General features: G+C 66.4%; 23 protein-coding genes and 1 tRNA gene. 11 read left to right on the forward strand and 13 right to left on the reverse strand.

What is annotated here, in order from left to right:
* Positions 1–28: 28 nt before the first annotated feature.
* Both A9975_RS30830 and A9975_RS30835 read left to right on the forward strand, forming a co-directional pair.
* Complete coding sequence (locus tag A9975_RS30830) at positions 29–433, forward strand: methylglyoxal synthase (protein WP_183036129.1); 405 nt, start codon at positions 29–31, stop codon at positions 431–433.
* 74 nt (positions 434–507) lie between these two features.
* Positions 508–1,482, forward strand: a complete 975-nt coding sequence (locus tag A9975_RS30835; protein WP_183036061.1) for a quinone oxidoreductase — start codon at positions 508–510, stop codon at positions 1,480–1,482.
* 31 nt (positions 1,483–1,513) lie between these two features.
* On the opposite strand, the gene A9975_RS30840 is transcribed toward A9975_RS30835, so the two are convergent.
* The 6 genes from A9975_RS30840 to A9975_RS30865 all read right to left on the reverse strand — a co-directional run bounded on the left by A9975_RS30840 (position 1,514) and on the right by A9975_RS30865 (position 8,352).
* A complete protein-coding gene (locus A9975_RS30840; protein WP_043344566.1) occupies positions 1,514–1,807 on the reverse strand; it encodes a YkvA family protein in 294 nt (97 codons plus the stop codon).
* 243 nt (positions 1,808–2,050) lie between these two features.
* Positions 2,051–3,196, reverse strand: coding sequence for a BMP family ABC transporter substrate-binding protein (locus tag A9975_RS30845; RefSeq protein WP_183036062.1), 1,146 nt, complete (start codon positions 3,194–3,196; stop codon positions 2,051–2,053).
* A 172-nt stretch (positions 3,197–3,368) separates the two neighbouring features.
* A complete protein-coding gene (locus A9975_RS30850) occupies positions 3,369–4,289 on the reverse strand; it encodes an ABC transporter permease (protein ID WP_150986294.1) in 921 nt (306 codons plus the stop codon).
* 16 nt (positions 4,290–4,305) lie between these two features.
* Positions 4,306–5,406: an ABC transporter permease gene (locus tag A9975_RS30855; RefSeq protein WP_183036063.1), complete on the reverse strand. Its 1,101-nt coding sequence runs from the start codon at positions 5,404–5,406 to the stop codon at positions 4,306–4,308.
* Positions 5,399–6,988: an ABC transporter ATP-binding protein gene (locus A9975_RS30860; RefSeq protein ID WP_183036064.1), complete on the reverse strand. Its 1,590-nt coding sequence runs from the start codon at positions 6,986–6,988 to the stop codon at positions 5,399–5,401. Before A9975_RS30860 ends, A9975_RS30855 begins: the two co-directional genes overlap by 8 nt.
* 425 nt (positions 6,989–7,413) lie before the next feature.
* Positions 7,414–8,352: a pirin family protein gene (locus tag A9975_RS30865; RefSeq protein ID WP_183036065.1), complete on the reverse strand. Its 939-nt coding sequence runs from the start codon at positions 8,350–8,352 to the stop codon at positions 7,414–7,416.
* Between the two features lie 695 nt (positions 8,353–9,047).
* Here A9975_RS30865 and A9975_RS30870 point away from each other — a divergent pair.
* Genes A9975_RS30870 through A9975_RS30885 form a run of 4 tightly spaced genes read left to right on the forward strand, consistent with a single transcriptional unit; the run spans position 9,048 to position 12,582 of the window.
* Positions 9,048–9,764, forward strand: a complete 717-nt coding sequence (locus A9975_RS30870; RefSeq protein WP_183036066.1) for an ABC transporter permease — start codon at positions 9,048–9,050, stop codon at positions 9,762–9,764.
* Between the two features lie 37 nt (positions 9,765–9,801).
* Positions 9,802–10,746 carry a glycine betaine ABC transporter substrate-binding protein gene (locus A9975_RS30875; protein WP_183036067.1) on the forward strand — a complete coding sequence of 315 codons (945 nt, stop codon included), beginning with the start codon at positions 9,802–9,804 and terminating at the stop codon, positions 10,744–10,746.
* Between the two features lie 10 nt (positions 10,747–10,756).
* Positions 10,757–11,404: an ABC transporter permease gene (locus A9975_RS30880; protein WP_183036068.1), complete on the forward strand. Its 648-nt coding sequence runs from the start codon at positions 10,757–10,759 to the stop codon at positions 11,402–11,404.
* A gap of 2 nt (positions 11,405–11,406) precedes the next feature.
* Positions 11,407–12,582: a betaine/proline/choline family ABC transporter ATP-binding protein gene (locus A9975_RS30885; protein ID WP_183036069.1), complete on the forward strand. Its 1,176-nt coding sequence runs from the start codon at positions 11,407–11,409 to the stop codon at positions 12,580–12,582.
* Positions 12,583–12,648: 66 nt separating this feature from the next.
* On the opposite strand, the gene A9975_RS30890 is transcribed toward A9975_RS30885, so the two are convergent.
* On the reverse strand, positions 12,649–14,226 hold the full coding sequence (locus tag A9975_RS30890; protein WP_183036070.1) for an aldehyde dehydrogenase (NADP(+)): 1,578 nt from the start codon (positions 14,224–14,226) through the stop codon (positions 12,649–12,651).
* Between the two features lie 210 nt (positions 14,227–14,436).
* Positions 14,437–15,183, reverse strand: a complete 747-nt coding sequence (locus A9975_RS30895) for a FadR/GntR family transcriptional regulator (RefSeq protein ID WP_255504125.1) — start codon at positions 15,181–15,183, stop codon at positions 14,437–14,439.
* 228 nt (positions 15,184–15,411) lie between these two features.
* Here A9975_RS30895 and gudD point away from each other — a divergent pair, with 228 nt between their 5' ends.
* The 4 genes from gudD (at position 15,412) to A9975_RS30915 (ending at position 21,608) form a co-directional block, all read left to right on the forward strand.
* A complete protein-coding gene (gene gudD / locus A9975_RS30900) occupies positions 15,412–16,770 on the forward strand; it encodes a glucarate dehydratase (RefSeq protein WP_183036071.1) in 1,359 nt (452 codons plus the stop codon).
* A gap of 154 nt (positions 16,771–16,924) precedes the next feature.
* Positions 16,925–17,878, forward strand: coding sequence for a tripartite tricarboxylate transporter substrate binding protein (locus A9975_RS30905; RefSeq protein ID WP_253930172.1), 954 nt, complete (start codon positions 16,925–16,927; stop codon positions 17,876–17,878).
* Positions 17,879–18,025: 147 nt separating this feature from the next.
* Positions 18,026–18,415 carry a hypothetical protein gene (locus A9975_RS30910; protein ID WP_183036072.1) on the forward strand — a complete coding sequence of 130 codons (390 nt, stop codon included), beginning with the start codon at positions 18,026–18,028 and terminating at the stop codon, positions 18,413–18,415.
* Between the two features lie 265 nt (positions 18,416–18,680).
* The gene (locus A9975_RS30915) at positions 18,681–21,608 is read left to right on the forward strand and encodes an HD domain-containing phosphohydrolase (protein ID WP_183036073.1); all 2,928 of its coding nucleotides are present in this window, start codon (positions 18,681–18,683) and stop codon (positions 21,606–21,608) included.
* An 8-nt stretch (positions 21,609–21,616) separates the two neighbouring features.
* Here the strand turns inward: A9975_RS30915 and A9975_RS30920 are convergent, their stop codons facing one another.
* Together A9975_RS30920 and A9975_RS30925 are read right to left on the reverse strand one after the other, a co-directional pair.
* On the reverse strand, positions 21,617–21,898 hold the full coding sequence (locus A9975_RS30920; RefSeq protein ID WP_241754424.1) for a hypothetical protein: 282 nt from the start codon (positions 21,896–21,898) through the stop codon (positions 21,617–21,619).
* A gap of 215 nt (positions 21,899–22,113) precedes the next feature.
* Positions 22,114–22,203: transfer RNA gene (locus A9975_RS30925), tRNA-Ser, on the reverse strand.
* A gap of 278 nt (positions 22,204–22,481) precedes the next feature.
* On the opposite strand from A9975_RS30925, the gene A9975_RS30930 reads away from it, so the two are divergent.
* A complete protein-coding gene (locus A9975_RS30930; RefSeq protein WP_183036075.1) occupies positions 22,482–23,009 on the forward strand; it encodes a glycine zipper 2TM domain-containing protein in 528 nt (175 codons plus the stop codon).
* A 74-nt stretch (positions 23,010–23,083) separates the two neighbouring features.
* Here the strand turns inward: A9975_RS30930 and hemW are convergent, their stop codons facing one another.
* Genes hemW through rph form a run of 3 tightly spaced genes read right to left on the reverse strand, consistent with a single transcriptional unit; the run spans position 23,084 to position 25,681 of the window.
* Positions 23,084–24,334 (reverse strand): radical SAM family heme chaperone HemW, encoded by a 1,251-nt coding sequence (hemW, locus tag A9975_RS30935; protein WP_183036076.1) that lies wholly within the window; start codon positions 24,332–24,334, stop codon positions 23,084–23,086.
* A complete protein-coding gene (gene rdgB, locus A9975_RS30940) occupies positions 24,331–24,948 on the reverse strand; it encodes an RdgB/HAM1 family non-canonical purine NTP pyrophosphatase (protein WP_183036077.1) in 618 nt (205 codons plus the stop codon). The genes hemW and rdgB overlap by 4 nt, the downstream gene beginning before the upstream one ends.
* A 13-nt stretch (positions 24,949–24,961) precedes the next feature.
* Entirely contained in the window at positions 24,962–25,681 is a 720-nt protein-coding gene (rph, locus tag A9975_RS30945; RefSeq protein WP_150986278.1) for a ribonuclease PH, read from the reverse strand.
* Positions 25,682–25,811: the final 130 nt, after the last annotated feature.

Genomic DNA, 25,811 nt, shown 5'->3' on the forward strand with positions numbered 1-25,811 from the left:
GGCGTTTCCCTGATTGGCCAGGATGATGCTGATGACTCCCCCTCGTATTGCGCTGATTGCGCACGACCACAAGAAAGATGACATCGTGGCTTTTGCTGGCCGCCATCGCGATTTCCTGTCACGTTGCGAACTGCTCGCCACCGGTACCACGGGTGGCCGCCTGAGCGACGAAATCGGCCTGACGGTGACGCGCATGCTCTCCGGCCCCTGGGGCGGCGACCTGCAGATCGGCGCCCAACTGGCCGAAGGCCGCGTGGGCGTGGTGATTTTCCTGCGCGACCCCATGACGCCGCAACCGCACGAACCCGATATCAATGCCCTGGTGCGTGCCTGCGATGTGCACAACGTGCCCTGTGCCACCAACGTAGCCACCGCGGATCTGCTGATCGCGGAGCTGCGGCGGATGTACCCGGAGTCAGCCGAGTCGGCCTGATGTACTTCGGCATCATCGCTTAACAGCGCTTACCAACACGTACCAACACGCAGCAACTGGAAAAGGAGCGAGACATGAGCAAGGCCATCCGCATTTTCGAGACCGGCGGCCCGGAGGTGATGCAGTGGGTCGACGTCGAGGTGGGGGATCCCGGCCCCGGCGAGGTGCGTGTGCGGCACGAGGCGGTCGGCCTTAACTACATCGACGTGTATTTCCGTACCGGGCTCTACAAGCAGCCGCTGCCGGGTGGCCTCGGCATGGAAGGCGCCGGCGTGGTGGAGGCGGTGGGCGCCGGCGTGGGGCACCTGAGCGTGGGCGACCGTGTTGCTTATGCCGGCCGTCCCACTGGCGCCTATGCGCAGGTGCGGGTCATGCCGGCCGATATCGTGGTGCGCCTGCCGGACGCCATCTCGTTCGAGCAGGGCGCGGCGATGATGCTGCAGGGCCTGACCACGCAGTACCTGCTGCGCGACAGCTACCGCGTGCAGGCAGGCGACACCGTGCTGCTGCACGCCGCCGCGGGTGGCGTTGGCCTGATCGCCAGCCAGTGGCTCAAGGCGCTGGGCGCCACCGTGATCGGCACCGCCGGCAGCGATGAAAAAGCCGCGCTGGCGCGCGCGCATGGGTGCGACCACACCATCGTCTACACGCGTGAATCCTTCGTCGACAAGGTCAAGGAGATTACCGGCGGCAAGGGCGTCGCTGCGGTCTACGACTCGGTCGGCAAGGACACCTTCAACGGCTCGCTGGATTGCCTGAAGCCGCGCGGCACCATGGTGGTGTTCGGCAATGCATCCGGCCCGGTGCCGCCGTTCGATCTGTCCGTGCTGGGCAACAAGGGCTCGCTGCGCATCACGCGGCCAACGCTGATGACCTATGTGGTTCATCGCGAACTGCTGGAGCCGATGGCGGCCGAGCTATTCGAGATGGTGACCAGCGGGCGGGTGAAGATTGAAGTCCGCCAACGCTACGCGCTGGCAGATGTGGCGCAGGCGCATCGCGACCTGGAAGGCCGCAAGACCACCGGCACGACAGTCCTGCTGCCCTGAAGCGCAAGCCTGGTGCGAGCCTCCTGGCCCGCTAGCGGGCTCGCACCGTCTGGGCGCCGGCGCGCGCCTCGGCCTGCCGCAACACGTGCGCGGGCAGGCGCCTGAGGATGAAGTGCACCGCCAGCGGGATCAGCACCACATCGTCCATCAGGCCCAGGCCAGGGATGAAGTCGGGGATCAGGTCAATGGGCGAAATGGCGTACAGCACCAGGCCTAGCGCGGCCGGCTTCAACCAGCGCGGGGCGTCGGGATGGCGCAGCGCGTACCACAGCAGGCGGCCGTCGCGGCGCACCAGGGTCCACAGTGCCGAAAATCGTTTCCACATGAGAGGGCTCCTTCACTTTCCACAAACGCCAAGCGACATGGCCGATTGCGCCACTCGCAGATAGCTTGGGCCAATCTTCGGCGCTTCAAGTTCCGCGGGGAGTTCAGGTGGGGGAGGGTTGACCTGACGGACATCCAGTGACGGGCGTGCAGGGCTGGTGGCGGGGCGCGGGAAGCACCACGCCACCGTGCCGGCAGCGCTGCGAGCGCAGGCTGCCGGCAACCGCTAAACCGGCGCTGGCGATCAGCCCGGGATCTTGCCTTCCACGCCTTCGACGTAGAACTTGACGCCGTGCAGGAAGCCGTCGTCGGCTACCTGGTCCTTGGCCAGCTGTTCCTTGCCGGTGTTGTCCTTGATCGGACCCTTCCAGATCGGAGCCGAGCCGTCGGCGATGCCCTTCTTGCGCTCTTCCACCAGCGCCTTGACGTCATCCGGCACCACGGCGTTAAAGCCCTTCAGGTCGATCATGCCTTCCTTGACGCCCCACCACGTGGTGCCGTTCTTCCACTGGTTAGCCAGCACGTCGCCGACCACCTTGTTGTAGTACACGCCCCACGAGATCACCGAGGCGGCCAGGTGGGCCTTCTCGCCGAACTTGCTCATGTCGCTGTCCCAGCCGAATGCGTACACGCCCTTTTCCTGCGCGGTCTGCACCACGGCGGCGGAGTCGGTGTTTTGCATCAGCATGTCAACACCCTGGCCGATCAGCGTGGTGGCGGCTTCGCGCTCCTTGCCCGGATCGAACCACTTGTTCACCCACACCACCTTGACGCTCGCCTTGGGATTCACGCTGCGCGCGCCCAGGGTGAACGAGTCGATATTGCGGATCACCTCGGGGATGGGCACCGATGCCACCACGCCCATCTTGCCGGTCTTGCTCATCTTGCCGGCGACGACACCAGCCAGGTAAGCGCCTTCATAGGTGCGTACGTCGTACTGCGCCAGGTTGTCGGCAGTCTTGAAGCCGGTGGCGTGCTCGAACTTCACGTCCGGGAATTCCTTGGCCACCTTGAGCATCGACTCCATGTAGCCGAAGGTCGTGCCGAAGATGAGCTTGTTGCCTTGCGCGGCGAGATCGCGGAACACGCGTTCGGCATCGGCGGCGGATTCGGGCACGTTCTCGACGAAGGACGTCTTCACCTTGTCGCCGTATTTTTCTTCCACGGCCTTGCGCCCGGCATCATGGGCGTAGGTCCAGCCTGCATCGCCGACCGGGCCGATGTAGACGAAAGCGACCTTGAGCGGCTCGGCCTTTTGCTCGGCGGCGGGAGCGGAGGCCGGAGCCGCGCTTTCCGCCGGCTTTTCGGCTTCTTTCTTGCCGCAGCCCGCGAGAGCCAGCACGGCGGTGGCAGCCAGTGCGGCAAGGGTTTTCCTGCGCGTGACGATCATGATTTCTCCTTGTTATGACCGGGGTACTGAGTACCAATGTTTTGATTAAGGTTGCAACTGTGGCTCTGAACAACGAGGGCTTTAAGCCTGAAGTCTCTGACGGACTTTATAAAAGCGAAACAAAAACAGAAAACACGGCGCAGCGCCGGGAGAGGCGCAGCGGCGGGATCGGTCAGGCGGCACCGGGGCGGAACGGCTTGCCCAGCGAGGCCGGCATGTTCAGGCGGATCCACGCCGGGTTGCGCGAGATCAGCGCCAGCACGACGATGGTCGCGGCATAGGGCAGCATCGACAGGATCTGCGACGGCACCGAGACACCAATGCCCTGCAGGTAGAACTGCAGGATGGTGACGCCGCCGAACAGCCAGGCTCCGGCCCAGACGCGGCCCGGGCGCCAGGTGGCGAAGGTGGTCAGCGCCAGCGCGATCCAGCCACGGCCGGCCACCAGGTTTTCCACCCACATCGGCGTGTACACCAGCGACAGGTAGGCGCCGGCCAGCCCGCAGCAGGCGCCGCCGAACAGCAGCGCGCCAAAGCGGATCAGGCGCACCGGATAGCCCAGCGCATGCGCGGATTCCGGCGATTCGCCGATCGCGCGCAGTGTCAGCCCGGCGCGCGTGCGAAACAGGAACCACATGATGGCGCAGCACAGGAACAGGCTGAAATACACCATCCAGTGCTGCTGGAAGAAGGCCGGCCCGAAGAAGGGAATATCGGCCAGCCAGGGAATCGACTTGGCCTGCGACGGCATGGCAAAGCCTACAAAGCGCTGTCCCATGAATGCCGACAGCCCGGTGCCGAAGATCGACAGCGCCAGGCCGGTGGCCACCTGGTTGGTGGCCAGCACCAGCGCCAGCCATGAGAACAGCGTGGCCATCAGCATGCCGGCCAGCGCGCCGGCGGCAAAGCCGATCAGCGGCGACTGGGTCTGGTAGCCGACCATGAAGCCGAACGCGGCGGCGACCAGCATCATGCCTTCGGCGCCCAGGTTGAGCACGCCGGCGCGTTCGTTGATGAGCAAGCCAAGCGCCGCCAGCAGCAACGGCGTGCCGGCGTTGATCGCGGTGGCGATAAGAGGGGCGAGTTGTTCCATGTCTTGGGGGTTCCGCTCAGGCGGCCTTGGCGCGCCAGCGCAGGCGGTTGTCGATCAGCGTATCGCTGGCCAGCAGGAAGAACAGCAGCATGCCCTGGAACACCGAGCCCAGCGCAGAAGGCAGGCCCAGGCGCGACTGAGCCATTTCGCCGCCGATATAGAACAGCGACATGACGATGCCGCCGAACACGGTGCCCACCGGATGCAGCCGGCCCACGAAGGCCACGATGATCGCGGTGAAGCCGTAGCCGGGCGAGATCGAGGGCAGCAACTGGCCGATCGGGCCCGTGACTTCGAACGCGCCCGCCAGGCCGGCGGTGCCGCCGGAGATCATCAGCGCGCTCCACAGCGAACGGCGCGCCGAGAAGCCCGCATAGCGCGCCGCCGCCGGGGCGGTGCCGCCCACCTGCAGGCGGTAGCCCGCGAAGCTGCGGAAGATGAAGACGGTCATCAGCACCACCAGCACCAGCATCACCACAAAGCCCACGTGCAGGCGCGAGCCCGACATCAGGTTGGGCAGCAGGAACTCGGAGGAGAACACCTTGGACTGCGGGAAGTTCATGCCGTTGGGATCCTTCAGCGGCCCGTTGACCACGTACAGCATCAACTGCTGCGCGATATAGGTCAGCATCAGCGACACCAGGATCTCGTTGGCGTTGAACTTGTCCTTGAGCGCGGCGGTGAGCGACGCCCAGAACATGCCGCCGACCACGCCGGCCAGCGATGCCAGCACCAGCACCACGGTGCCGTTCACGCCATTGCCCGGCACATCGAAGTACAACACGGTGGCGCCGGCGAAGATGCCGCCGACGATGAGCTGGCCATCCGCGCCGATGTTCCAGATATTGGCGCGATAGCACACCGAAAGCCCGAGCGCGCACAGTACCAGCGGCACGGTCTTGAGCAGCACCTCGCCGATGGCGCGGCGGTCCTTGAGCGGGTCGACCAGGAACACTTTGAGCGCGGCTACCGGGTCCTTGCCGAGCAGCAGGAACAGCAGCGCGCCGAAGGCCAGCGTCAAGGCCAGCGCGATGAAGGGCGAGGCATAGGCCATGCGGCGCGAGGGCAGCCCGCGCGGTGCCAGCGACAGCGGCGAGCGAAAGAGGAAATCAGCCATGGTGCACGGCCTCCTCTTGTTCGCGCCGGCCGCCTGGCCCACCTTCCCAAAGACCGCTCATCCACAGGCCCACCTGCTCTCGCGTGGCATCCTGGGTCGGAATCGACGGCGACAACCGGCCCTTGGCGATCACGTGCAGGCGATCGCAGATGGCGAACAGTTCGTCCAGTTCTTCCGACACCACCAGCAACGCGCAGCCGGTGGCCTTGAGCGCCAGCAGCTCGTTGTGGATCTGCGCCGCGGCGCCCACATCCACGCCCCAGGTCGGCTGGGCCACGATCAGTACCTTCGGGCCGCTTTCGATCTCGCGGCCGACGATGAATTTCTGCAGGTTGCCGCCCGACAGGCTCTTGGCCAGCGCGTTGGGCCCGCTGGCCTTCACGCGGAAGCGCGCGATCACGGCCTGCGCCAGGCCGGCGGCGGCCTTGGGCGAAATCATGCCGCGCTGCACATAGGGCGCGGACTGGTGCGAAAGCAGGATATTCGCGGCCAGGCTCATGCCCGGCACGGCGCCACGGCCGAGGCGTTCCTCGGGCACGAAGGCCAGCCCGGCACGGCGCCGCTGGCGCGCGTCCAGCTTGCCCACCGGTTTGTTGTCCAGCGTGATGGCATCGCGTGCGGCGCGCACATCCTCGCCCGACAGCGCCGCCAGCAATTCCTGCTGGCCGTTGCCGGACACGCCGGCAATGCCAACGATCTCGCCGGCGCGCAGGTCCAGGGAGATGCCGGCAAGTTCCGTCGCGAACGCATGCGAGCGCGGCAGCGAGAGTTCGCGCACCGCCAGCCGGCAGGCGCCGGGCTCGGTCTGCACGCGCGCCTCGCGCGGCGGCTCGCCGCCGATCATCAGGCGCGACAGCGAGGCCGCGCTTTCCTGGCGCGGATCGCACACGCCGGTGACACGACCCATGCGCATCACGGTGGCGCTATGGCAAAGCTCGCGGATCTCGTCGAGCTTGTGGCTGATGTAGAGGATGCTGGTGCCTTCCGCCGCGAGCTGGCGCAGCGTGATGAAGAGGGTTTGCACCGCTTGCGGCGTCAGCACGGAAGTCGGCTCGTCCAGGATCAGCAGCTGCGGCTTGGCCAGCAGCGCCCGCACGATTTCCACGCGCTGGCGCTCGCCGACCGACAAGGTGTGCACATGGCGGTTCGGCTCCAGCGGCAGGCCATAGCGCTGGGCGGTCTCGCGGATCTGCTCGGCCAGCTGCTTCATATTGGTGCCCGCATGCGGGCTGCCGGCGGCTGTCTTGCTGCTCCGGGGCAGGCCAAGGGCGATGTTCTCGGTCACTGTCAGCGTATCGAACAGCGAAAAGTGCTGGAACACCATCGCGATGCCCAGGTTTCGTGCATCGTGCGGGTTGTGGATCGCGGCGCGCGCACCGTTGAAGTGCATGTCGCCGGCGTCCGGTTTGACCGCGCCGAAGATGATTTTCATCAGGGTGGACTTGCCGGCGCCGTTCTCGCCGAGCACGGCGTGGATTTCGCCGGGGGCGACAACGAGGGACACGTCGTCGTTGGCGGTCACGCCGGGGTAGCGCTTGCTGATATGGGCAAGCGCCAGCCTTGGGGTTGTGCTTAAGGTCACTGAGGCGGCTCGAGTTGTTATGGCAGCAACGTGGATCAATGTTCGTTATGTATCGGGCAGCACCGGCGGCAGTGCGTGGGGCAGGATCGCCGTTACGCATTGCAGCAACCATCACTGGGCGGTGATGCCGTTTATTAACCGTGGATTATATAAGTGTGTGGGGTTCGGACGACCTGGTCAGGCCAGTTTTCTCGGCCCCACAACGGATACAAGCAGGTTGCAAGTCGCATGCCGGGCATTTTGGGCGGGTGCGTGGGCGGCCGGGCTGCCGGGGGCGGCCAGCATGGCCGATTGGCGCGAAACTGGCGTGCAGTTTGCGAAAAGCGGGGGAGTCGGGAAGGGAGAGCGCGGGGACCGGGGCCGGGCGCGCCGGCCAATGCCGGAACGGGGGCGGCCCGATGCCGCCCCCGATGGCTCACGGCGTGTCAGGCGCCGGTGCTGACCGCGATCTGGTTGAAGCGGCCTTCGCGGAAATCGGCCAGGGTCTGGTAGATCTCCTCCTGGGTGTTCATCACGAACGGCCCATATTGCGCGATCGGCTCGCCCAGCGGCTTGCCCGCGATCAGCAGGAAGCGCGCATCCGCCGTGGCCGTCACGTTGACCCCGTCAGCGCCGGCGGCGTTGTCCAGCACGCCCATGCGCTGCGCTTCCAGCACGGCGGCGTTGCTGCCCGCGCCGACCGCGATCTCGCCGCGATAGGTGTACAGGAAGGCGTTATGCCCTTGCGGCAGCGCTTGCGAGAAGGCCTGCCCCGCTGGCAGCGAGACGTCCAGGTAGAGCGGCTCCGTGACCGGGCGCGTGACCGCGCCAGCCACCCCGTGCGAGGCGCCCGCCAGCACACGCACCGTGGCGCCGCCCGGCAGCGCTACCGTGGGCACGGCGGCGGCCGGCAGGTCGCGGTACCAGGGCGCCGTCATCTTGTCCGCGGCGGGCAGGTTCAGCCACAGCTGGAAGCCTTCCATGCGGCCGTCTTCCTGCTCGGGCATCTCCGAGTGCACCACGCCGGCGCCAGCCACCATCCACTGGGCGCCGCCGTTCTCCAGCAGGCCCTCGTTGCCGGCGCTGTCGCGATGGCGCATGCGGCCGGCCAGCATATAGGTGATGGTCTCGAAGCCGCGGTGCGGGTGGTCGGGGAAACCGCCGATATAGTCATCGCGGCTATCGGTGCCAAACGCGTCCAGCATCAGGAACGGGTCCAGGCGGCGCTGCAGGTTCTGCGTGAGCACGCGGGTGAGCTTGACGCCGGCGCCGTCCGAGGTGGCGATGCCGCGCACCACGCGGTCGACCGCGCGCGAGCGCTGCACGGTTTCCGTGGCGGTGGCCGGGACGGTGGGTGCGGTAGGGATGGCAGTGCGTTGTTCCATGATCGATCTCCTGTTGGCTGGGGATGGCGGCAATGGCGCGCGGCCCCAAAGGCTACCCTGCTAATTTAAGGGTTTGGGCCAGAACCGGTAGAGGCCATCCGGGCAAAAGATTGTTCTGTCCATGGTACGGCCGCTCCCTCGTGAGGCTTCAATTCTGGAACAACGCGAGTGTCGCCGGGATGCCGGGCGAAGCCTGATAAATGCGGCCAGAAAGTGGTGCGAAAGCGCGGGGATGGCGCAATGATGACAAGATCGCTGTAGTTGGGTATAATAGCGCTCTCGTTGTCATCCGATGCTGCGTAATCAAGTCGGGCTGGCAGGGTCCGGGCAGGCGTTTTTGAGTGCCGCCCCAACCCCTTGCTTGCCCAAGCGTGGCACCGGCCGATTGATCCGGCGGCGCGTCGGAACCACCAAATTTGCGCTGCCACTGGCCTCCCGTTCCTGCACCTTGCAGCGGGTTGCGCCGCTCCCGGGACTCCCGCCCTTACCGGCACGGTGTCCTTTCAATTGGGTTTCCCGCTCTCCAGCGTGAAACCCGGCGCCCGTCCACCGGCTCATCTGCCGGTCATGGCGGGCAAGGCAATCTAGTCAGGGCCGGCGGGCCCCCATTTGCACCCGCCTGAGCCCACTTTGTTCGTCCGTCAATCCGGATGTGGTTTCTCGTGCCCACATCTGGCATGCGGACAGAGGGGAATATGTCCAAGCAATCCGTACAGGCGCTGGCCTGGGGATGTCTCACGCTCGCTGCGCTGGCCGCTCTGGTCACCTGGATCGGCGTCGATGTCATCCTGCAATATCGGGACCGCCTGTGGTACGACGTTGCCGACCACCTGCGCCTGGTGGCGTGGTCGATGGCCCTGGCGCTGGTCACCGGCATCCCGGCTGGCATCGGCCTGAGCCGTCCGTGCATGCGCCGCTGGGCCGACCGCCTGATGCAGGTCTTCAATATCGGCAACACCGTGCCGTCGCTGGCGGTGCTGGCGCTGGCCCTGGCCGTGCTCGGCATTGGCGAGCGGCCCGCCATCCTGGCGCTGTGGCTGGCTTCGCTGCTGCCGATCGTGCGCAATACCTGCGAGGGCCTGCTCGGCGTTTCCCCGGCACTGACTGAGGCCGCGCGCGGCCTTGGCATGACCGCCATGCAGCGCCTGTTCCGGGTCGAGCTGCCCAACGCGCTGCCGGTGATCCTGGCGGGCGTGCGCATCAGCCTGGTGATCAATGTCGGCACGGTGCCGCTGTCCTTCCTGATCGGCGCCAACAGCCTGGGCGAATTGATTTTCCCCGGCATCTACCTGAACAACCAGCCCCTGCTGCTGCTGGGTGCCGCGGCCACCGCGCTGCTGGCACTCGCCCTCGATGGCCTGTTTGCCGCCGCCGGTTATTGCTACCTGCGCCGCCGCGGGCTGGCGCGCTAAGGCGCGCAGGGGCGCACCGAACATGAAGGAGAACCCGATGCATTTCATCACAAGCGCGCTGGCCCGCGCGGGCCGCGCGGCCCGCGGCCAGGCACGCCTGCTGGCGAGTGTCGCCGTGCTTGCCGCAGTGGCAGCCATGGCGCTGCCGGCGCACGCCGATACCGTTCGCGTAGGCGGCAAGAACTTCACCGAGCAGTTGATCCTGTCGTCGATGACCACGCAGTACCTGCAGGCCAAAGGCTTCACCACCGAGCTCACCGCTGGCCTGGGCAGCACGCTGATGCGCCAGGCCATGGAAAGTGGCCAGCTCGACGTGGTGTGGGACTACACCGGCACGGCGCTGATCGTGTTCAACAAGGTCGAGGAGAAGCTCGGCGCCGGCGAGAGCTACGAGCGCGTCAAGACGCTCGACGCCGCGCGCGGCCTGATCTGGCTCGATGCCTCCGGCATCAACAACACCTATGCGCTGGCGATGCCGCGAAAGCGTGCCGAAGCCGCCGGCGTGACCACGTTGTCGGCGTTCGCCGAGAAGATGCGCGCCGCCGGCGAGGGCACCGCCCATCCGTTCGCGGTCGACATGGAGTTCGCCGCGCGTCCCGACGGGCTGGAACCGCTCAAGGGACTCTACAAGCTGCCGTTCTCGCGCCGCGACGTGATCCAGCTCGATCCCGGGCTGGTCTATACCGCGCTGAAGAACGACCAGGTCGAACTGGGTCTCGTCTACACCACCGATGGCCGCGTCAAGGGCTTCGACCTGGTGCTGCTGGAAGACGACCAGCACTTCTTCCCCGCCTACAACGCGGTGCCCGTGGTGCGCAAGGCAACGCTGGATGCGCATCCCGAGCTCGCGGGCCTGCTCAACGCGCTGGCGGCCCGGCTCGACAACGCGGCCATGACCGAGATGAACTACAAGGTCGATATCGACCAGCAGCCGGTCGACAAGGTGGCGCAGGAATTCCTGCGCGGCCACGGCCTGATCTGAAGAGGGCCGCATGGACTTGCTGACTTATCTCCAACACAGCTGGCCGACGCTGCTCAAGCTCACTGGCCAGCACCTGGCGCTGGTGGGTTCCGCGGTGGGCCTGGCGATCGTCGTCGGCGTGCCGCTGGGCATCCTGTGCGCGCGCTTCCGCTTTCTCGCCACGCCGCTGCTGACGCTGGCCACCATCGTGCTGACCTTGCCGTCGATCGCGCTGTTCGGGCTGATGATCCCGATCTTCGCGCGTTTCGGCCACGCGCTGGGCTACGTGCCGGCGGTGACCGCGGTGTTCCTGTATTCGCTGCTGCCGATCATGCGCAATACCTGCGTGGCGCTCACCAATGTCGACGACGGCATCCAGGAAGCCGGGCGCGGCATCGGCATGACCACCTGGCAGCGCATGCGGCTGGTGGACCTGCCGCTGGCCGTGCCCGTCATCCTCGGCGGCGTGCGTACCGCCGTGGTGATGAATATCGGCGTGGCCACCATTGCCGCCATCATCGGCGCGGGTGGCCTCGGGGTGCTGATCCTGCAAGCGATCAGCCAGAGCAACATGAGCAAGCTGGCGATCGGCGCGGTGCTGGTCAGCGTGCTCGCCATCGTGGCCGATGCCTGCCTGCAATGGTTGCAGCGGGCGCTGACACCGAAAGGAATTCGCTGAACATGATTGAACTCGACCAACTCACCAAGACCTTCAGGCAAAAAGACGGCGCCGAAGTGCGCGCCGTCGATGCCGTATCGCTTACCGTGCCCAAGGGCGAGATCTGTGTCTTCCTCGGCCCCTCGGGCTGCGGCAAGACCACCACGCTCAAGATGATCAACCGCTTGATCCAGCCCAGCTCCGGCCGCGTGCTGATCGACGGTGAGGACACCTCCCGCGTGGACGAAGTCACGCTGCGCCGCAAGATCGGCTACGTGATCCAGCAGATCGGCCTGTTCCCCAACATGACCATCGAGGAGAACATCATGGTGGTGCCGCGGCTGCTGGGCTGGGACAAGAAGCGCAGCCGCGAGCGCGCGCGCGAGCTGATGTCGATGGTGCAGCTCGACCCCGGCAAGATGCTCACGCGCTATCCGCGCGAGCTCTCGGGCGGGCAGCAGCAGCGCATCGGCGTGATCCGCGCGCTGGCGGCGGATGCGCCCGTGCTGCTGATGGACGAGCCGTTCGGCGCGGTGGACCCGATCAACCGCGAGAGCATCCAGAACGAGTTCTTCCTGATGCAGCGCCAGCTCGGCAAGACCGTGATCATGGTGTCTCACGACATCGACGAGGCCATCAAGCTGGGCGACCGCGTGGCCGTGTTCCGCGGCGGCAAGCTGGTGCAGTTCGACCATCCGGACGCACTGCTGGCGCGTCCGGCCGACGATTTCGTGCAAGCGTTCATCGGTCACGACAACACGCTCAAGCGCCTGCTGCTGGTGCGCGCCGGCGATGCCGCCACCATGGCGCAGACCTGCAGCCCCGGCATGCCGCTGGCGCAGGCGTTCGCCATCATGGACGAGGCCGACGTGCGCCACCTGCCGGTGGTGGATGATGCCCAGCGCGCGCTGGGCTACGTCACGCGGCGCGATGCGCGCGCGGGGCAGGGCATGTGCGCCGATGCGATGCGGCCGTTCATGGCGACCGCCGCGTTCGACGAGCACCTGCGCATCGTGCTCTCGCGCATGTACCAGCACAACACCAGCTGGCTGCCGGTGGTCGATGCCGATGGCGTCTACCTGGGCGAAGTCACGCAGGAGTCGATCGCCGACTATCTCAGCTCAGGCCGCTCGCGCGGGAATGCACCGGTGATCCAGCCGCCGCAGGCGCCGGCTGCCATCGAGCGCATTGCTGCGTAATGCTCAGCTAGCGCGATAGAAAAAGGGCCGGAATTTCCGGCCCTTTTTCCATGGTTGCGCGCGGGGTCAGTCGCGGGCCAGTTGCCCGTCGGTGAGGCGCCACACGTTCAGCGGGTTGCCATCCTGCAGCGCGGGCGGCAGCAATTCCGCCGGCACATTCTGGTAGCACACCGGGCGCAGGAAGCGCTCGATGGCCGATGCGCCCACCGAGGTGGCGCGCGTGTCGGACGTAGCCGGGAACGGCCCGCCGTGCACCATGGCGTACGACACTTCCACGCCCGTCGGATAGCCGTTGAACAGCACGCGCCCTGCCTTGCGCTCGAGCACTGTCAGCAGGCTGCCGGCTTCGGCGCGATCTCCCGCATCTGCTTGCACGGTGGCGGTCAGCTGGCCTTCCAGGCGGCGCGCCACCGCCAGCATCTCCTCATGGTCGCGGCATACGACCAGCACCGAGGATGGGCCAAATACCTCAGCTTCCATGCGGTGGTCCGCAAGGAAGCGCGCGGCCGTGGTTTCGAACAGCGCGGGGCGGGCCTGGTTGGGGCCGCTGGCGGCCTGGCCACTGCCGATGCGGCGCAGCCCTTCGATATCGCTGAGCTGGGCCACGCCGTTGTCGTAAGCCTGGCTGATTCCGGGCGTCAGCATGGTCGCCGCCGCCTTTTCCGCCAGCGCCGCAACCGCGCCCTGGCGGAACACGTCCAGCGCCGGGCTTTCTACCGCCAGCAGCAGGCCGGGGTTGGTGCAGAACTGGCCTACGCCCATCACCAGCGAATCCACCAGGTTGCGCGCGATCTCCGCGCCGCGCGCGGCGAGAGCTGCCGGCAGCAGGAACACCGGGTTGATGCTGCTCATTTCCGCATAGACGGGGATCGGCTGGGCACGGCTGTTGGCCGTTTGCACCAGCGCCAGGCCGCCGCTGCGCGAGCCGGTGAAGCCTACTGCCTGGATCGACGGATGCGCGACCAGGGCCGTACCCACGGCAACGCCTGCGCCCACCAGCAGCGAGAACACGCCTTCGGGCAGGCCGGCATCGGCCACGGCCTTCTGGATCACGCGCCCGACCAGCTCGGAGGTACCGAGGTGGGCCGAGTGCGCCTTGACGACGACCGGGCAGCCGGCCGCCAGGGCGGATGCGGTATCGCCGCCCGCTACCGAAAACGCGAGCGGGAAATTGCTGGCGCCGAACACCGCCACCGGGCCGACAGCGATCTTCTGCAAGCGCAGGTCGGGGCGCGGCGGCGTGCGCTCCGGCAGGGCGGAGTCGAGCGTGGCGGATTGCCAGCGGCCATCGCGCAGCACGCTGGCGAACAGGCGCAGCTGGCCGGCGGTGCGGGCACGCTCGCCCTGCAGACGCGCAACAGGCAATGCGCTCTCCGCGTGGGCGCGTTCGATCAGCGTATCGCCCAAGGCTTCCAGGCCGCTGGCGATCGACTCCAGGAAGCTGGCGCGGGTTTCCGGCGAGGTGTTGCGGAAGGTGTCGAACGCGGCCTCGGCCAGTGCGCAGGCACGCTCGGCCTCGGCGGCGCCGCCGCCATGGAATTCCGGTGCCAGGACTTCACCTGTGGCCGGGTTGGTGGCATGGAGGATCTTGGTGGTGCCGCGCACTGCGCTGGCGCCGATCAGCATTTCGCCGGTAATGGTCATTCGCGTTTCCTGCTATTCAACTGCGATCAAGTGGGAGCGTGCCGTAGCTTGCGCTTTGAGGCGGCGCGGATGTGGCCCTGGGCTAACACGCGGGACGCGTCAATGGGGTGCCGCATCGTCGAGCTTTATTGTAAGACATCCTACAACAAGCAGCGCTCGTCGAGCAAGCAGGAAATCCCGGATCCCGCCGGGATGCGCCGGCCGCCAGGCCTAGCCGGCTTCCACCGCCGCCGACGCCTTGCGCAGGCGTTCGCGGCTGTTGGTCAGGTGCATGCGCATGGCGGCCTTGGCGCCTTCGGGGTCGCGCCGCTCGATGGCGTCAAAGATGTTCTCGTGCTCGATATTGACGCGCTCGAGGTACTGCTCGCGCTCCGGCGCGCTGACATGCAGCCGGCTGCGCGGGATCACCATGGTGCCGAGGTGGCCCATGATGTCCGTGAAGTAGCGGTTGCCGGTGGCGCGCGCGATCAACAGGTGGAACTCGAAATCGGCACTGACGGAATCCTCGCCGCCCGCCGCCGTGCGCTTGAGCTCGTCGAGTGCGCCACGCATTGCCGTCAGTTGTTCATCGCTGCGCCGCGATGCTGCCAGGCTGGCCGCCTCGGCCTCCAGGCTGACGCGGAATTCCAGCATGGCCAGCACGTCCATGGCAGTGCCCATGGTGGCGGGGTCGATGCGAAAGGGCGAGCCGTTCTCGGCGCTGCGCGCCAGCACGAAGGTGCCGATGCCGTGGCGGGTTTCCACCAGCCCGCTGGCCTGCAGTCGCGACAGCGCTTCGCGCACCACGGTGCGGCTGACGCCGAGCGCGGCCATGATCTCGGACTCGGTTGGAAGCTTGTCGCCCGGCTTGAGCTGGCCTTGCTGGATGCGCTCGCTCAGGTTGCTCACCGCCTCTTCGGCAAGCGTACGGCCGCGGCGCCGCAGCGGGGGAGTGGAGGCAAACATCGGGTTTGACATGGTGATGGGCTGGCACTTGACCGGATCGCAATGGCCTTATTATACTGCGTCGTAAGTTATATGACGACCGATAACAGGTGTCTCCCGTCGCATTGGCCGTAGCAGCCGCGTCGGGACCTGGCAAGCACCGTACACAAGGATCCGGCAGCAGCCGGCGCATCCAACCCGAGACAACCCGCAAGGGCCGGCAGCCAACGCGGCGAGCCGCTCTTCCTGCTGGAGTTCAACATGACCCAATCATCCCTTTGCGCCTCGCCCATGGCGGGCACGCCCGTGATCACCGAGCTGACGGTCGTGCCGGTGGCCGGCCACGACAGCATGCTGATGAACCTGTCCGGCGCGCACGGTCCGTTCTTCACCCGCAATATCGTCATCCTGAAAGACAGCGCGGGCAATACGGGGGTAGGCGAGGTGCCCGGCGGCGAAGCGATCCGCCAGACGCTGGAGGATGCGCGCGAACTCCTCGCCGGCCAGTCGATCGGCAACCACCAGGCGCTGCTCAATCGCGTGCGCACCGCCTTTGCCAGCCGCGACGCGGGCGGGCGTGGTCTGCAGACCTTCGACCTGCGCATCGCCATCCATGCGGTCACCGCGCTCGAGGCGGCGCTGCTCGACCTGCTGGGCAAGCATCTGGGCGTGCCGGTGGCCGCGCTGTTGGGCGAAGGCCAGCAGCGCGATGCCGTGGAGATGCTGGGCTACCTGTTCTATATCGGGGACCGCAACCGCACCACGCTCGCCTATCGCAGCGAACCCGAAGCGGACAACGACTGGTTCCGCCTGCGCAATGAAGCCGCGATGAATGCCGAGGGCGTGGTACGCCTGGCGCAGGCTGCCTATGAGCGCTATGGCTTCAACGATTTCAAGCTCAAGGGCGGCGTGCTGCGCGGCGACGAAGAGATGGAAGCCATCCTGGCGCTCGCCGAGCGCTTCCCCAAGGCGCGCATCACGCTGGACCCCAACGGCGCATGGTCGCTGGCCGAAGCCGTGCGCCTGTGCCGCGACAAGCATGGCGTGCTGGCCTATGCCGAAGATCCTTGCGGCGCGGAGGAGGGCTACTCGGGCCGCGAGGTCATGGCCGAGTTCCGTACCGCCACCGGCCTGCCCACCGCCACCAACATGGTCGCGACCGACTGGCGCCAGATGGGCCACGCGGTGCGCCTGCAATCGGTGGACATCCCGCTGGCCGATCCGCATTTCTGGACCATGCAGGGCTCGGTGCGGGTGGCGCAGATGTGCGCCGAATGGGGCCTGACCTGGGGCTCGCACTCAAACAATCACTTCGACATTTCGCTGGCGATGTTCACCCACGTGGCCGCCGCCGCGCCGGGCCGCGTCACCGCGATCGACACTCACTGGATCTGGCAGGACGGCGAGCGCCTGACCAAGGCGCCACTGAAGATCGAGAACGGCAAGGTGGCCGTGCCGACGGAGCCGGGCCTGGGCGTGGAACTCGATATGGCGCAACTCGCGCTGGCGCACGAGCGCTACAAGAGCATGGGGCTGGGTGCGCGCGACGACGCCGTGGCCATGCAATTCCTGATCCCGGGCTGGACCTTCAACAACAAGGCTCCCTGCATGGTCCGGTGAGCCGCATCCGCGCCCTGCGCATGAATACAACAAAACCACCAAGAACCAGGAGACAACCATGAACAAATTCGATGGCCGGCCGGCTGCCGCGGGCATGCTCGCCGCACCCGCGCGGCGCAAGTTCGGCCGGCTTGCCGCGGCCACCCTCGCTGCCATGGCGGCACTGGCCACCGCAGGCGCCGTGACCAGTGCCGCGGCCGCCTCGCCGGCATGGCCCCAGAAGGCCGTATCCGTGGTGGTGCCGTTCCCTGCGGGCGGCTCCACCGATACCATCGCGCGCATGCTGGCGGTGCCGCTCAATGAAAAGCTGGGCCAGCCGTTCGTGATCGACAATCGCCCCGGCGCTACCGGGGCCATCGGCGCGACCATGGTCAAGCGCGCGCCTGCCGATGGCTACACCTTGCTGGTGGCGTCGATCGGCGTCTATGCGGTGAACCCGTTCCTGCAAAAGAACCTGGGCTATGACCCGGCCAAGGACTTCGATCTGCTGACGGTGGCCGTGCGCGCCCCCAACGTGCTGGTCACCAAGCCGGATTTCCCTGCGAAGAACTTGCAGGAGCTGGTCGCCTACATGAAGAAGAATCCGGGCAAGGTGGCGTTCGCCAGCTCCGGCGCCGGTTCGTCGGACCATTTGACGGCCGCGCTGTTCTGGCAAAAATCCGGCACCGACGGCCTCCACGTTCCTTATAAGGGTGGGGCGCCGGCCATCTCCGACCTGCTCGCCGGGCAGGTGGATGTCTCGTTCCAGAACGTCAACGCGGTGCTGCAGCATATCCGCAGCGGCAAGCTCAAGGCGCTGGCGGTGACCGGCGACAAGCGCTCGGCGGTGCTGCCGAACGTGCCCACCATGGCGGAGGGCGGGGTGAAGGACGTGGACGTGTATTCGTGGCAAGCCGTGGCCGCGCCGCGCGGGCTGCCGAAGGACGTCAAGGCGAGACTGCATGCCGCGCTGGTCGGCTCGCTCAACGAGCCGCAAATGCGCCAGAAGCTGGCCGAGAACGGCTTCGAGGTGGTCGCCAATACGCCGGAGCAGTTCGAGCAGTTCGAGAAGCAGGAGCTCCAGCGCTGGAAGGGCGTGATCGAGGCGGGCAAGATCAGCATCGATTAAGTACGCGGCATCAGCGCAAGCATTGCTCTTTGCCCCGCCTGTGCGCGGGGCGTTTTTATTGGGGCGAGCGGATACGGACGCGGGCCGGCGCGACCTGATAGGCTAGTCCTACGCGCGCCTTGCGCGGCTGCACCGCCGACGCCTTTCATGATCCGCTTCTGCAAATCGCCTCCTTGTCTGCTGATAGAAACAAAGTCACGATGGCTGATTCCGCGCGGCTTCGACGGCTTCGCGCCGGGGCCGCTGATCCTGGTGCGGCCGGGCGTGAGCCAGGCGCTGATCGAGCATGAAAAGGTGCATGTGCGGCAATTCTGGCGTTCAGGCGGCCTGATGGGCGTGCTCTACCTGGCGAGCCCGCGCTGGCGCCTGCGTTTCGAGCTGGAGGCCTACCGCGAGCAGCTCAGGCATTGCGAGCCCGGCGCCGCGCATCATTTCGCGCGCATGCTGGCGCGGCACTATCGGCTCGATATTTCGCAGGAGCAGGCGTATCGCCTTCTGACAGAGCGGGACGGGCCGGCAATCTCGGAAAAAACCTGATTCGCCGGCGATTTTGCCGCAAGCAAGGGTTGGCAGCGGCATGCACTGTGCTCTGCCCAGTACGCATGGCCGTTCAATTCGCATATTATGCGGATGGAAAACGCTGGGCGGCGTCTGCTCGTCATCCAGCAAGATAGAAGACCGATAAGAATAAAGAATAACGACGAGGATCTGCTTTCCGGGACAGCGCTGCCCTTGGGTGCGCCTGCTGAAGTCACGTCTCTGGAAAATCATCTGGTGAAGGTGTGGGATTTCGGAGGGGTCAATGGCAACGCGCAGGCATTTCCCGCTGCATATTCATATTTCGACACTGTTCGTCACGCTGCTTCTTGTCGTCGGGGGACTGATCAGCGGGGTCGGCTATATGCTGTCGAAGGAAATGCTGGAGAGCGAATCCTCCAGCACGACGCAGCGCATGAGCCGTGAAACACTGGGCGAAGTCCAGAAGCTGATGGAGCCGGCGGAGATGGCCATCAAGCTGATTGGCCGCAGTGCCTTGCCGGACGCCGCCACGCTGCGGGACCGGCTCGCCGGGCTCGACATGCTGCGCGCCGCCATCAAGGCGTCTCCGGCATTGAGTGCGCTGTATGTCGGTTATGCCAATGGCGACTTCTTCTATGTCCGGCATCTACCCGATGAAGCGGAGCGGCAGGCGGCCGGCGCGCCCCCGGGGACGCAATTCATTGTCCAGAGCATCGAGCACAAGCCATCCGGCGCGGAAGGGCGCTACCTGTATGTCGACACTTCCCTGAAGGTCCTCAAGGAAGCCATGCGTCCCGAGTATGCGGCGAGCTTCGATCCGCGTGCGCGGCATTGGTACCAGCGGGCGCTCGCCAATGGCGGCCTGGTCAGCACGGCACCCTATGCGTTTTACTCCAGCGGGAAAACCGGCACGACGCTGGCGATCGCCGCCAGGGGCGGGCGCGCAGCCATTGGCGGAGACATCACGCTTGATGCGCTGGGGCAGACGCTGTCACGCCTGCGCAGCACCAAGGGCATGGCACTCGCCTTGGTGAGTCCCAGCGGCCAGCTGATCGCAAGTGACAGCGTGGCCGCGAGCGACGTCGCCGCGGGGGGCACAAACCAGGAGCCCAGGCTCAGGCAGGTGCGCGAGCTGGGCAATCCCGTACTCACCCGCCTGTCCGGCATGATCCCGGCGCTGGCCGGGACACCGAGCCTGCACGACACCATGACCGTGGACGGCGAATCCTGGTACACCTCGATCGACCGCCTGAGCTCAGGAGACGAGGAGCCCCTGTACCTCGTGTCGGCCACGCCCCAGCACGAGGTCCTGCGCACAGCCAACCGGCTGCGCGATACCGGCGTGATGATCACGATCCTGATTATCCTGATCGCGCTACCCATCGTCTGGTTGGCTGCCCGCCTGATCTCGAAGCCCCTGCAGTCCCTGGCCAACGGGGCGCAAGCCGTCCGGCGTTTCGAATTCGCCCGGCCGTTCAACGTCGAATCGCGCATCAGCGAGGTCAAGAAACTTGCCATGGCGCTGGACAGCATGAAGCGGACCATCCAGCGGTTTCTCGACCTCATCCAGGCGCTGGCGGCCGAACCCAGCTTTGACAGGCTCCTGCCGATGTTGCTCAATGAAACGCTGGCTGCCGCCGACGCCGATTCGGGCGTCCTGTACCTGGTCGACGAGGATGTCCTGCAGCCGGCCTCGGCGAGGAACCAAAGCCTTTCCGACGTAACCGCTGCGCTTGAGAAGATCCCCCAGGGCAATGCACTCGTACTGATCCAGGAGGCCATCCGCGATGGCCTGGCCCACACTGGCCGGCTCACGGCAGAGGACATCCGCCGGGCGGGGCTGAGCGCGCTCTCGCCGGAACATGGGCAGCATGGCGTGGCCGTGCCCTTGCTGAACCGCCAGCGCCAGCTCGTGGGGGTGTTCCTGCTGCTGCGCGCCACGGCCATGGAAGACGCTCAGCTCTCCTTTGTCAAGGCGCTCGCCGGCGTGGCTGCAAGTGCGCTGGAAACGCGGGAGCTGATCAAGGCGCAACGCGATATGTTCGAAGCGCTGATTCAACTGATCGCGGGCGCCATCGACACCAAGAGCCCGTACACCGGCGGGCACTGCGCTCGTGTGCCGGCGCTGACCAAGATGCTCGCGAAAGCCGCTTGCGAGGCCACCAGCGGGCCGTACCAGGCATTCCAGCTGGGCGAACAGGAATGGGAAGCCTTGCATGTGGCCGCCTGGCTGCACGATTGCGGCAAGGTCACGACGCCCGAGTATGTCGTCGACAAGGCGACCAAACTCGAGACCATCTACGACCGCATCCATGAAATCCGCATGCGCTTCGAAGTGCTCAAGCGAGACGCGGAGATCGCGTGCCTCCAGGCCGTGGCACGTGGCGAGGAGGCTGCCTGCGCGCAAGCGCGTCGCGATGCCGAGTGCCGCCAACTCGACGACGATTTCGCCTTTGTCGCCGCCTGCAATGAAGGCGGCGAGTTCATGGAGCCGGCCCATGTCGATCGACTGCACCGGATCGCGGCGCGAACGTGGCTGCGCACGCTGAACGATCGTGTGGGCCTTTCACGGGACGAGACCGCGCGCAAGGACCGCATGCCCGCGGCCGACCTGCCGGCCGTCGAACCGTTGCTTGCGGACAAGCAGGAGCACCGCATCGCGCGCAGCGGGCAGGACAGGTTCGCCGCGGGCAACCCCTGGGGCTTTCGCATGGCCGTTCCCGAATGCCTGTACGACCGGGGTGAACTGCACAACCTATCGGTTGCACGTGGCACGTTATCCGAGGAGGAGCGGTTCAAGATCAACGAGCACATCATGCAGACGCTGGTCATGCTGTCGCAGTTACCGTTTCCCAAGCATTTGCGCCAGGTGCCCGAGATCGCGGGCGGGCACCACGAGAAAATGGATGGGACGGGTTACCCGAAGCGCTTGAAGGGCGAGGAGATGAGTCCCCTGGCAAGGATGATGGCGATTGCGGACATCTTCGAGGCGCTGACCGCGCCGGATCGTCCCTACAAGAAAGCCAAGACGCTGTCCGAGTCCATCCACATCATGTCATGCATGAAGCGGGACCAGCACATCGATCCGGATCTGTTCGAATTGTTTCTGGTATCCGGTGTCTATCGTGACTATGCCGCGCAGTTCATGAACAAGGAGCAGATCGATAGCGTGGATGTCGGGCGCTATGTGCAATCCGAATTGACGTGCTGAACCCGGTATCAGCGTTTCCAGGTGATCGGCGCGGTGATCGAGCAGGCTGTCACCTTGCCGTACCAGGTCTTGCTGGTAGTGAGATGGATGCTTTGCTCGGTCACGGGTTCGATCTGCCGCTGCCGGCGCTCGGCCAGGCTGTTGGCCACGCTGGCAAGCGCCGCCTTGCACTGCGCCGCGGCCGTGCTGGAGCGCACGGTGAACTGCTCGTAGCGATAGTTGACCAAGAGCGTGAAGCCGTCCGCGGTGTAGGTGGTGGTGTACTCGGTGTCCGTGTCATACGTGGACATTTGCAGGCCAGCATAGGGCGCCGGCGCCGGCGCTGGCGTGGTGCATGCTGCCGCTGCGAGGCAGGCTATTGCCGCCAACGCCTTCGTGGATTTCAATTGCGATCTCCAATGATTCCTTCGAGGGACGCGGGTGCATCTTGCGCTCGTGTACGGTGGGGGTGGGGGCCGGGCAGCGCAAGCACGTAACCCGCAGATCTTCATGCGGCGAGGAAATCTGGCGGAAGCGGTGAGATTCGAACTCACGGATGGGTCACCCCATCGGCAGTTTTCAAGACTGCTGCCTTAAACCACTCGGCCACGCTTCCGGCAAAGGAATGGCAGGCATTGTAGCGCGAAGCGGGGAGGCCCCGGCCCGAGCGGCATGCTGCCTTGGACGCCGGCACGACGGCCAGCGCCGCGCATTATAGCAAGTGCGGGGGACGCGCGGCAGCATGCGGCGTGCAAAGTTGTTCTGTCGGTGTTCGTCGGACACGACGGAACCTTCGTTTCGTCCGACTGATCCTAATATGCTTGAGGGGGCGCATGCCGATGCGCCGCGCCTCCCTCGTTCCACGCATTTGCAATCACTTGAGGAGAACAACTGATGAACGGCAAGACTCTGTTGAGCGTGGCGGCGGCGGCCGCCGCGGTGGTTGGCTTGGCGGGTTGCGCGGCGCCCGGTGGTGGTTATGGCGGCGGCTATGGCGGTGGCTACGGGGCACCGCAGCAACCGGCGTACCAGGCACCGCCCCCGCCCCCGGGCACCAATACCTACCAGGCACCCGCGAATTCGGTGTTCTATGGCCGGGTAGAATCGATCGAGCCGGTGACGACGCAGCAAAGCAGCTCGGGCTTGCTCGGCACGGTGATCGGCGGCGTGGCCGGCGGCTTGCTGGGCCACCAGATCGGCGGAGGCACCGGCAATACCATCGCCACCATCGGCGGCGCGGTGGCGGGTGGCGTGGCGGGCAACCAGATCGAGAAGCGCGCGGGCAGCAGCACCGATACCGTGTATCGCGTCAACGTGCGGCTGGACGATGGCCGTATGGCTACCGTGACGCAGCGCAACGTCAGCAATCTGCGCATCGGTTCCCGCGCCCAGGTGGCCAACGACATGGCGACACCGTACTGACCGGCATTGCTGGATGATCAGTGAAACGGCCACCCTCGGGTGGCCGTTTCACTGATCGCGGCGTGGCGTTGCGATCAACCTTTCAGGAACATCTCCTGCAGGTCGTTCAGGAAGCGCCGTCCCAGTTCTGTTGGCTTGATGGTAGCGAGATCCGCTTCCAGCAGGCCCTTCTTTTCGGCGGCGGCCAGGTCGCGGCTGATGGTGTGCAGCGGCAGCCCGGTGTGGTCGAAGAACGTGCTGGCCGGCACGCCGTCAGTGAGGCGTAGCGCGTTGAGCATGAACTCGAAGGGCAGGTCGGCGGCGCCGACATCGTGTTGCTCCTGCACCGCGTTGCCGGCCATGGCCTGCGCCATATACGTGGCGGGATGCTTGTGGCGCATCTGGCGCAGCACCCGGTGCGGGAACGACAGCTTGCCGTGCGCGCCGGCCCCGATGCCCAGATAGTCGCCAAAGCGCCAGTAGTTCAGGTTGTGGCGCGCTTGCCGGTGCGGCCGGGCGTAGGCCGAGGTTTCGTAGTGGACGTAGCCTGCCTGCGCGGTGCGCGCTTCGATCAGGTCCTGCATTTCATACGCGCTGTCGTCATCTGGCAGCGCCGGCGGGAACTTGGCGAACAGCGTGTTGGGCTCCAGCGTCAGGTGATAGAGCGACAGGTGCGTGGTGTTGAACGAGAGCGCCGTCTCCAGGTCCTCGGCGCATTCCGCCATCGTCTGGCCAGGCAGCGCGTACATCAGGTCGAGGTTGACGTTGTCGAAGTTGTCCAGCGCGATGCCGATCGCCGCGCGGGCTTCGGCGCCGCCGTGGATGCGGCCAAGCGCGGCCAGATGGCGGTCGTTGAAACTCTGGATGCCGATGGACAAGCGGTTGATGCCGCTGGCGCGATAGCTGGCGAAGCGCTCCGCCTCGAACGTGCCGGGGTTGGCCTCCATCGTGATCTCGGCGTCGGCGTCCAGCGGCAACAGCGCGCGGATATCCGACAACAGCCGGTCCATGCCGGCGGCCGACAGCAGGCTGGGCGTGCCGCCGCCAATGAAGACCGTGTGCACCTGGCGGCCCCATACCAGCGGCAGCGATTGCTCCAGGTCGGCGCGCAGCGCGTCCAGGTAGGCGTCTTCCGGGATGTCGTGGCTGTCTGCCGCGCCGGGCACGGCATGCGAGTTGAAATCGCAGTACGGGCACTTGCGCACGCACCACGGGATATGCACGTAGAGCGACAGCGGCGGGGAGCCTGGCAGCGCGAGCTGGCCCGGCTGCAGCCACAATGACTTGGTGTCGGCGGGTGCCCCGGCGCTGGCGCCCGTGGACGCCAGGGGAATGATCGGGATCATGGGCAGCCCGTTTTGGGGCCGCCGGCCTGCAGGCGCTCGGTCAGCGCCTTGAGCGCAAGCGCGCGGTGGCTGACGGCGTTTTTTTCCTCGGCGCTCAGTTCGGCCGCGGTCTTGCCCAGGTGCGGCAGCAGGAAGTGCGGATCGTAGCCAAAGCCGGCGTTGCCGCGCGGCGTGTCGACCACCTCACCGGCCCACACGCCCTCGGCGATCACCGGCCGTGGATCCTCGGCATGGCGCACCAGCACCAGCACGCAGTAGTAGTAGGCGTGGCGGTTGAGCTTGCCGGCCAGCTGCGAGATGAGGTGCGCGTTGTTGGCGGCATCGGACTTGGGCTTGCCCACGAGTTGCGCATAGCGCGCCGAGTAGACGCCCGGCGCACCATCCAGCGCGTCGACGCAGATGCCGGAGTCATCCGCCAGCGCGGGCAGGCCGGCCAGGCGGCTGGCGTGGCGCGCCTTGGTGAGGGCGTTCTCGACAAAGGTGGCGTAGGGCTCCTCGGCCTCGGCAATGCCGAGCTGCCCCTGCGGGATCACCTCGAAGCCGAGCGGCGCCAGCAGCGCGCCAAACTCGCCGAGCTTGCCGGGGTTGTTGGAGGCTAGGACCAGGCGTTGCATGGCGTTCACCGTATCAGGCCAGGCCCAGCGCGCGGCGCTGGTGCGCCACCAGTTCGGCGATGCCTTGCTCGGCGATGCGCGTCATCGCATCGAGATCGGCACGGCTGAACGGCACGCCCTCGGCGGTGCCTTGCACTTCGACAAAGCCGCCGCTGCCGGTCATCACCACGTTCATGTCGGTGTCGCAGTTGCTGTCCTCGGCATAATCCAGGTCGAGCACGGCCACGCCATCCACCATGCCAACCGACACGGCGGCAACGAAGTCGCGGATCGGGCTGGCCTTGATCTGGCCGTCGCGCAGCATGGCGGAAACTGCGTCATGGGCGGCCACGAAGGCGCCGGTGATGGCCGCGGTGCGGGTGCCGCCATCGGCCTGCAGCACGTCGCAGTCCAGGTGGATGGTGAATTCGCCCAGCGCCGACAGATCGAACACCGAGCGCATCGCGCGGCCGATCAGGCGCTGGATTTCCTGGGTGCGCCCGGTCTGCTTGCCGCGGGCGGCTTCACGGTCCGAGCGCGTGTGGGTGGCGCGCGGCAGCATGCCGTACTCGGCGGTGACCCAGCCTTCGCCACTGCCCTTCTTGTGGGGAGGCACCTTGGCCAGCACGCTGGCGGTGCACAGTACCTTGGTGTCGCCAAAGGCACTCAGGACAGCACCTTCGGCGTGGCGGGTGTAGTGGCGGGTCAGAGCAATAGGGCGCAGCGCATCGGCTGCGCGTCCGCTGGGTCGCATGTGGGAGTTTTCTCGGAAATCGATTCAGGACCCGGATTTTAACGCCGCCGGGCTGCGCGTGCGCGTCCTGCGCCAACTCCCCCTGTGGGGGAATGCGAATTCCCGCGCCATTGCGGCGCGGGCGGTACTT

It is taken from the genome of Cupriavidus sp. UME77 (assembly GCF_014170355.1).
Lineage (GTDB): Bacteria > Pseudomonadota > Gammaproteobacteria > Burkholderiales > Burkholderiaceae > Cupriavidus > Cupriavidus basilensis.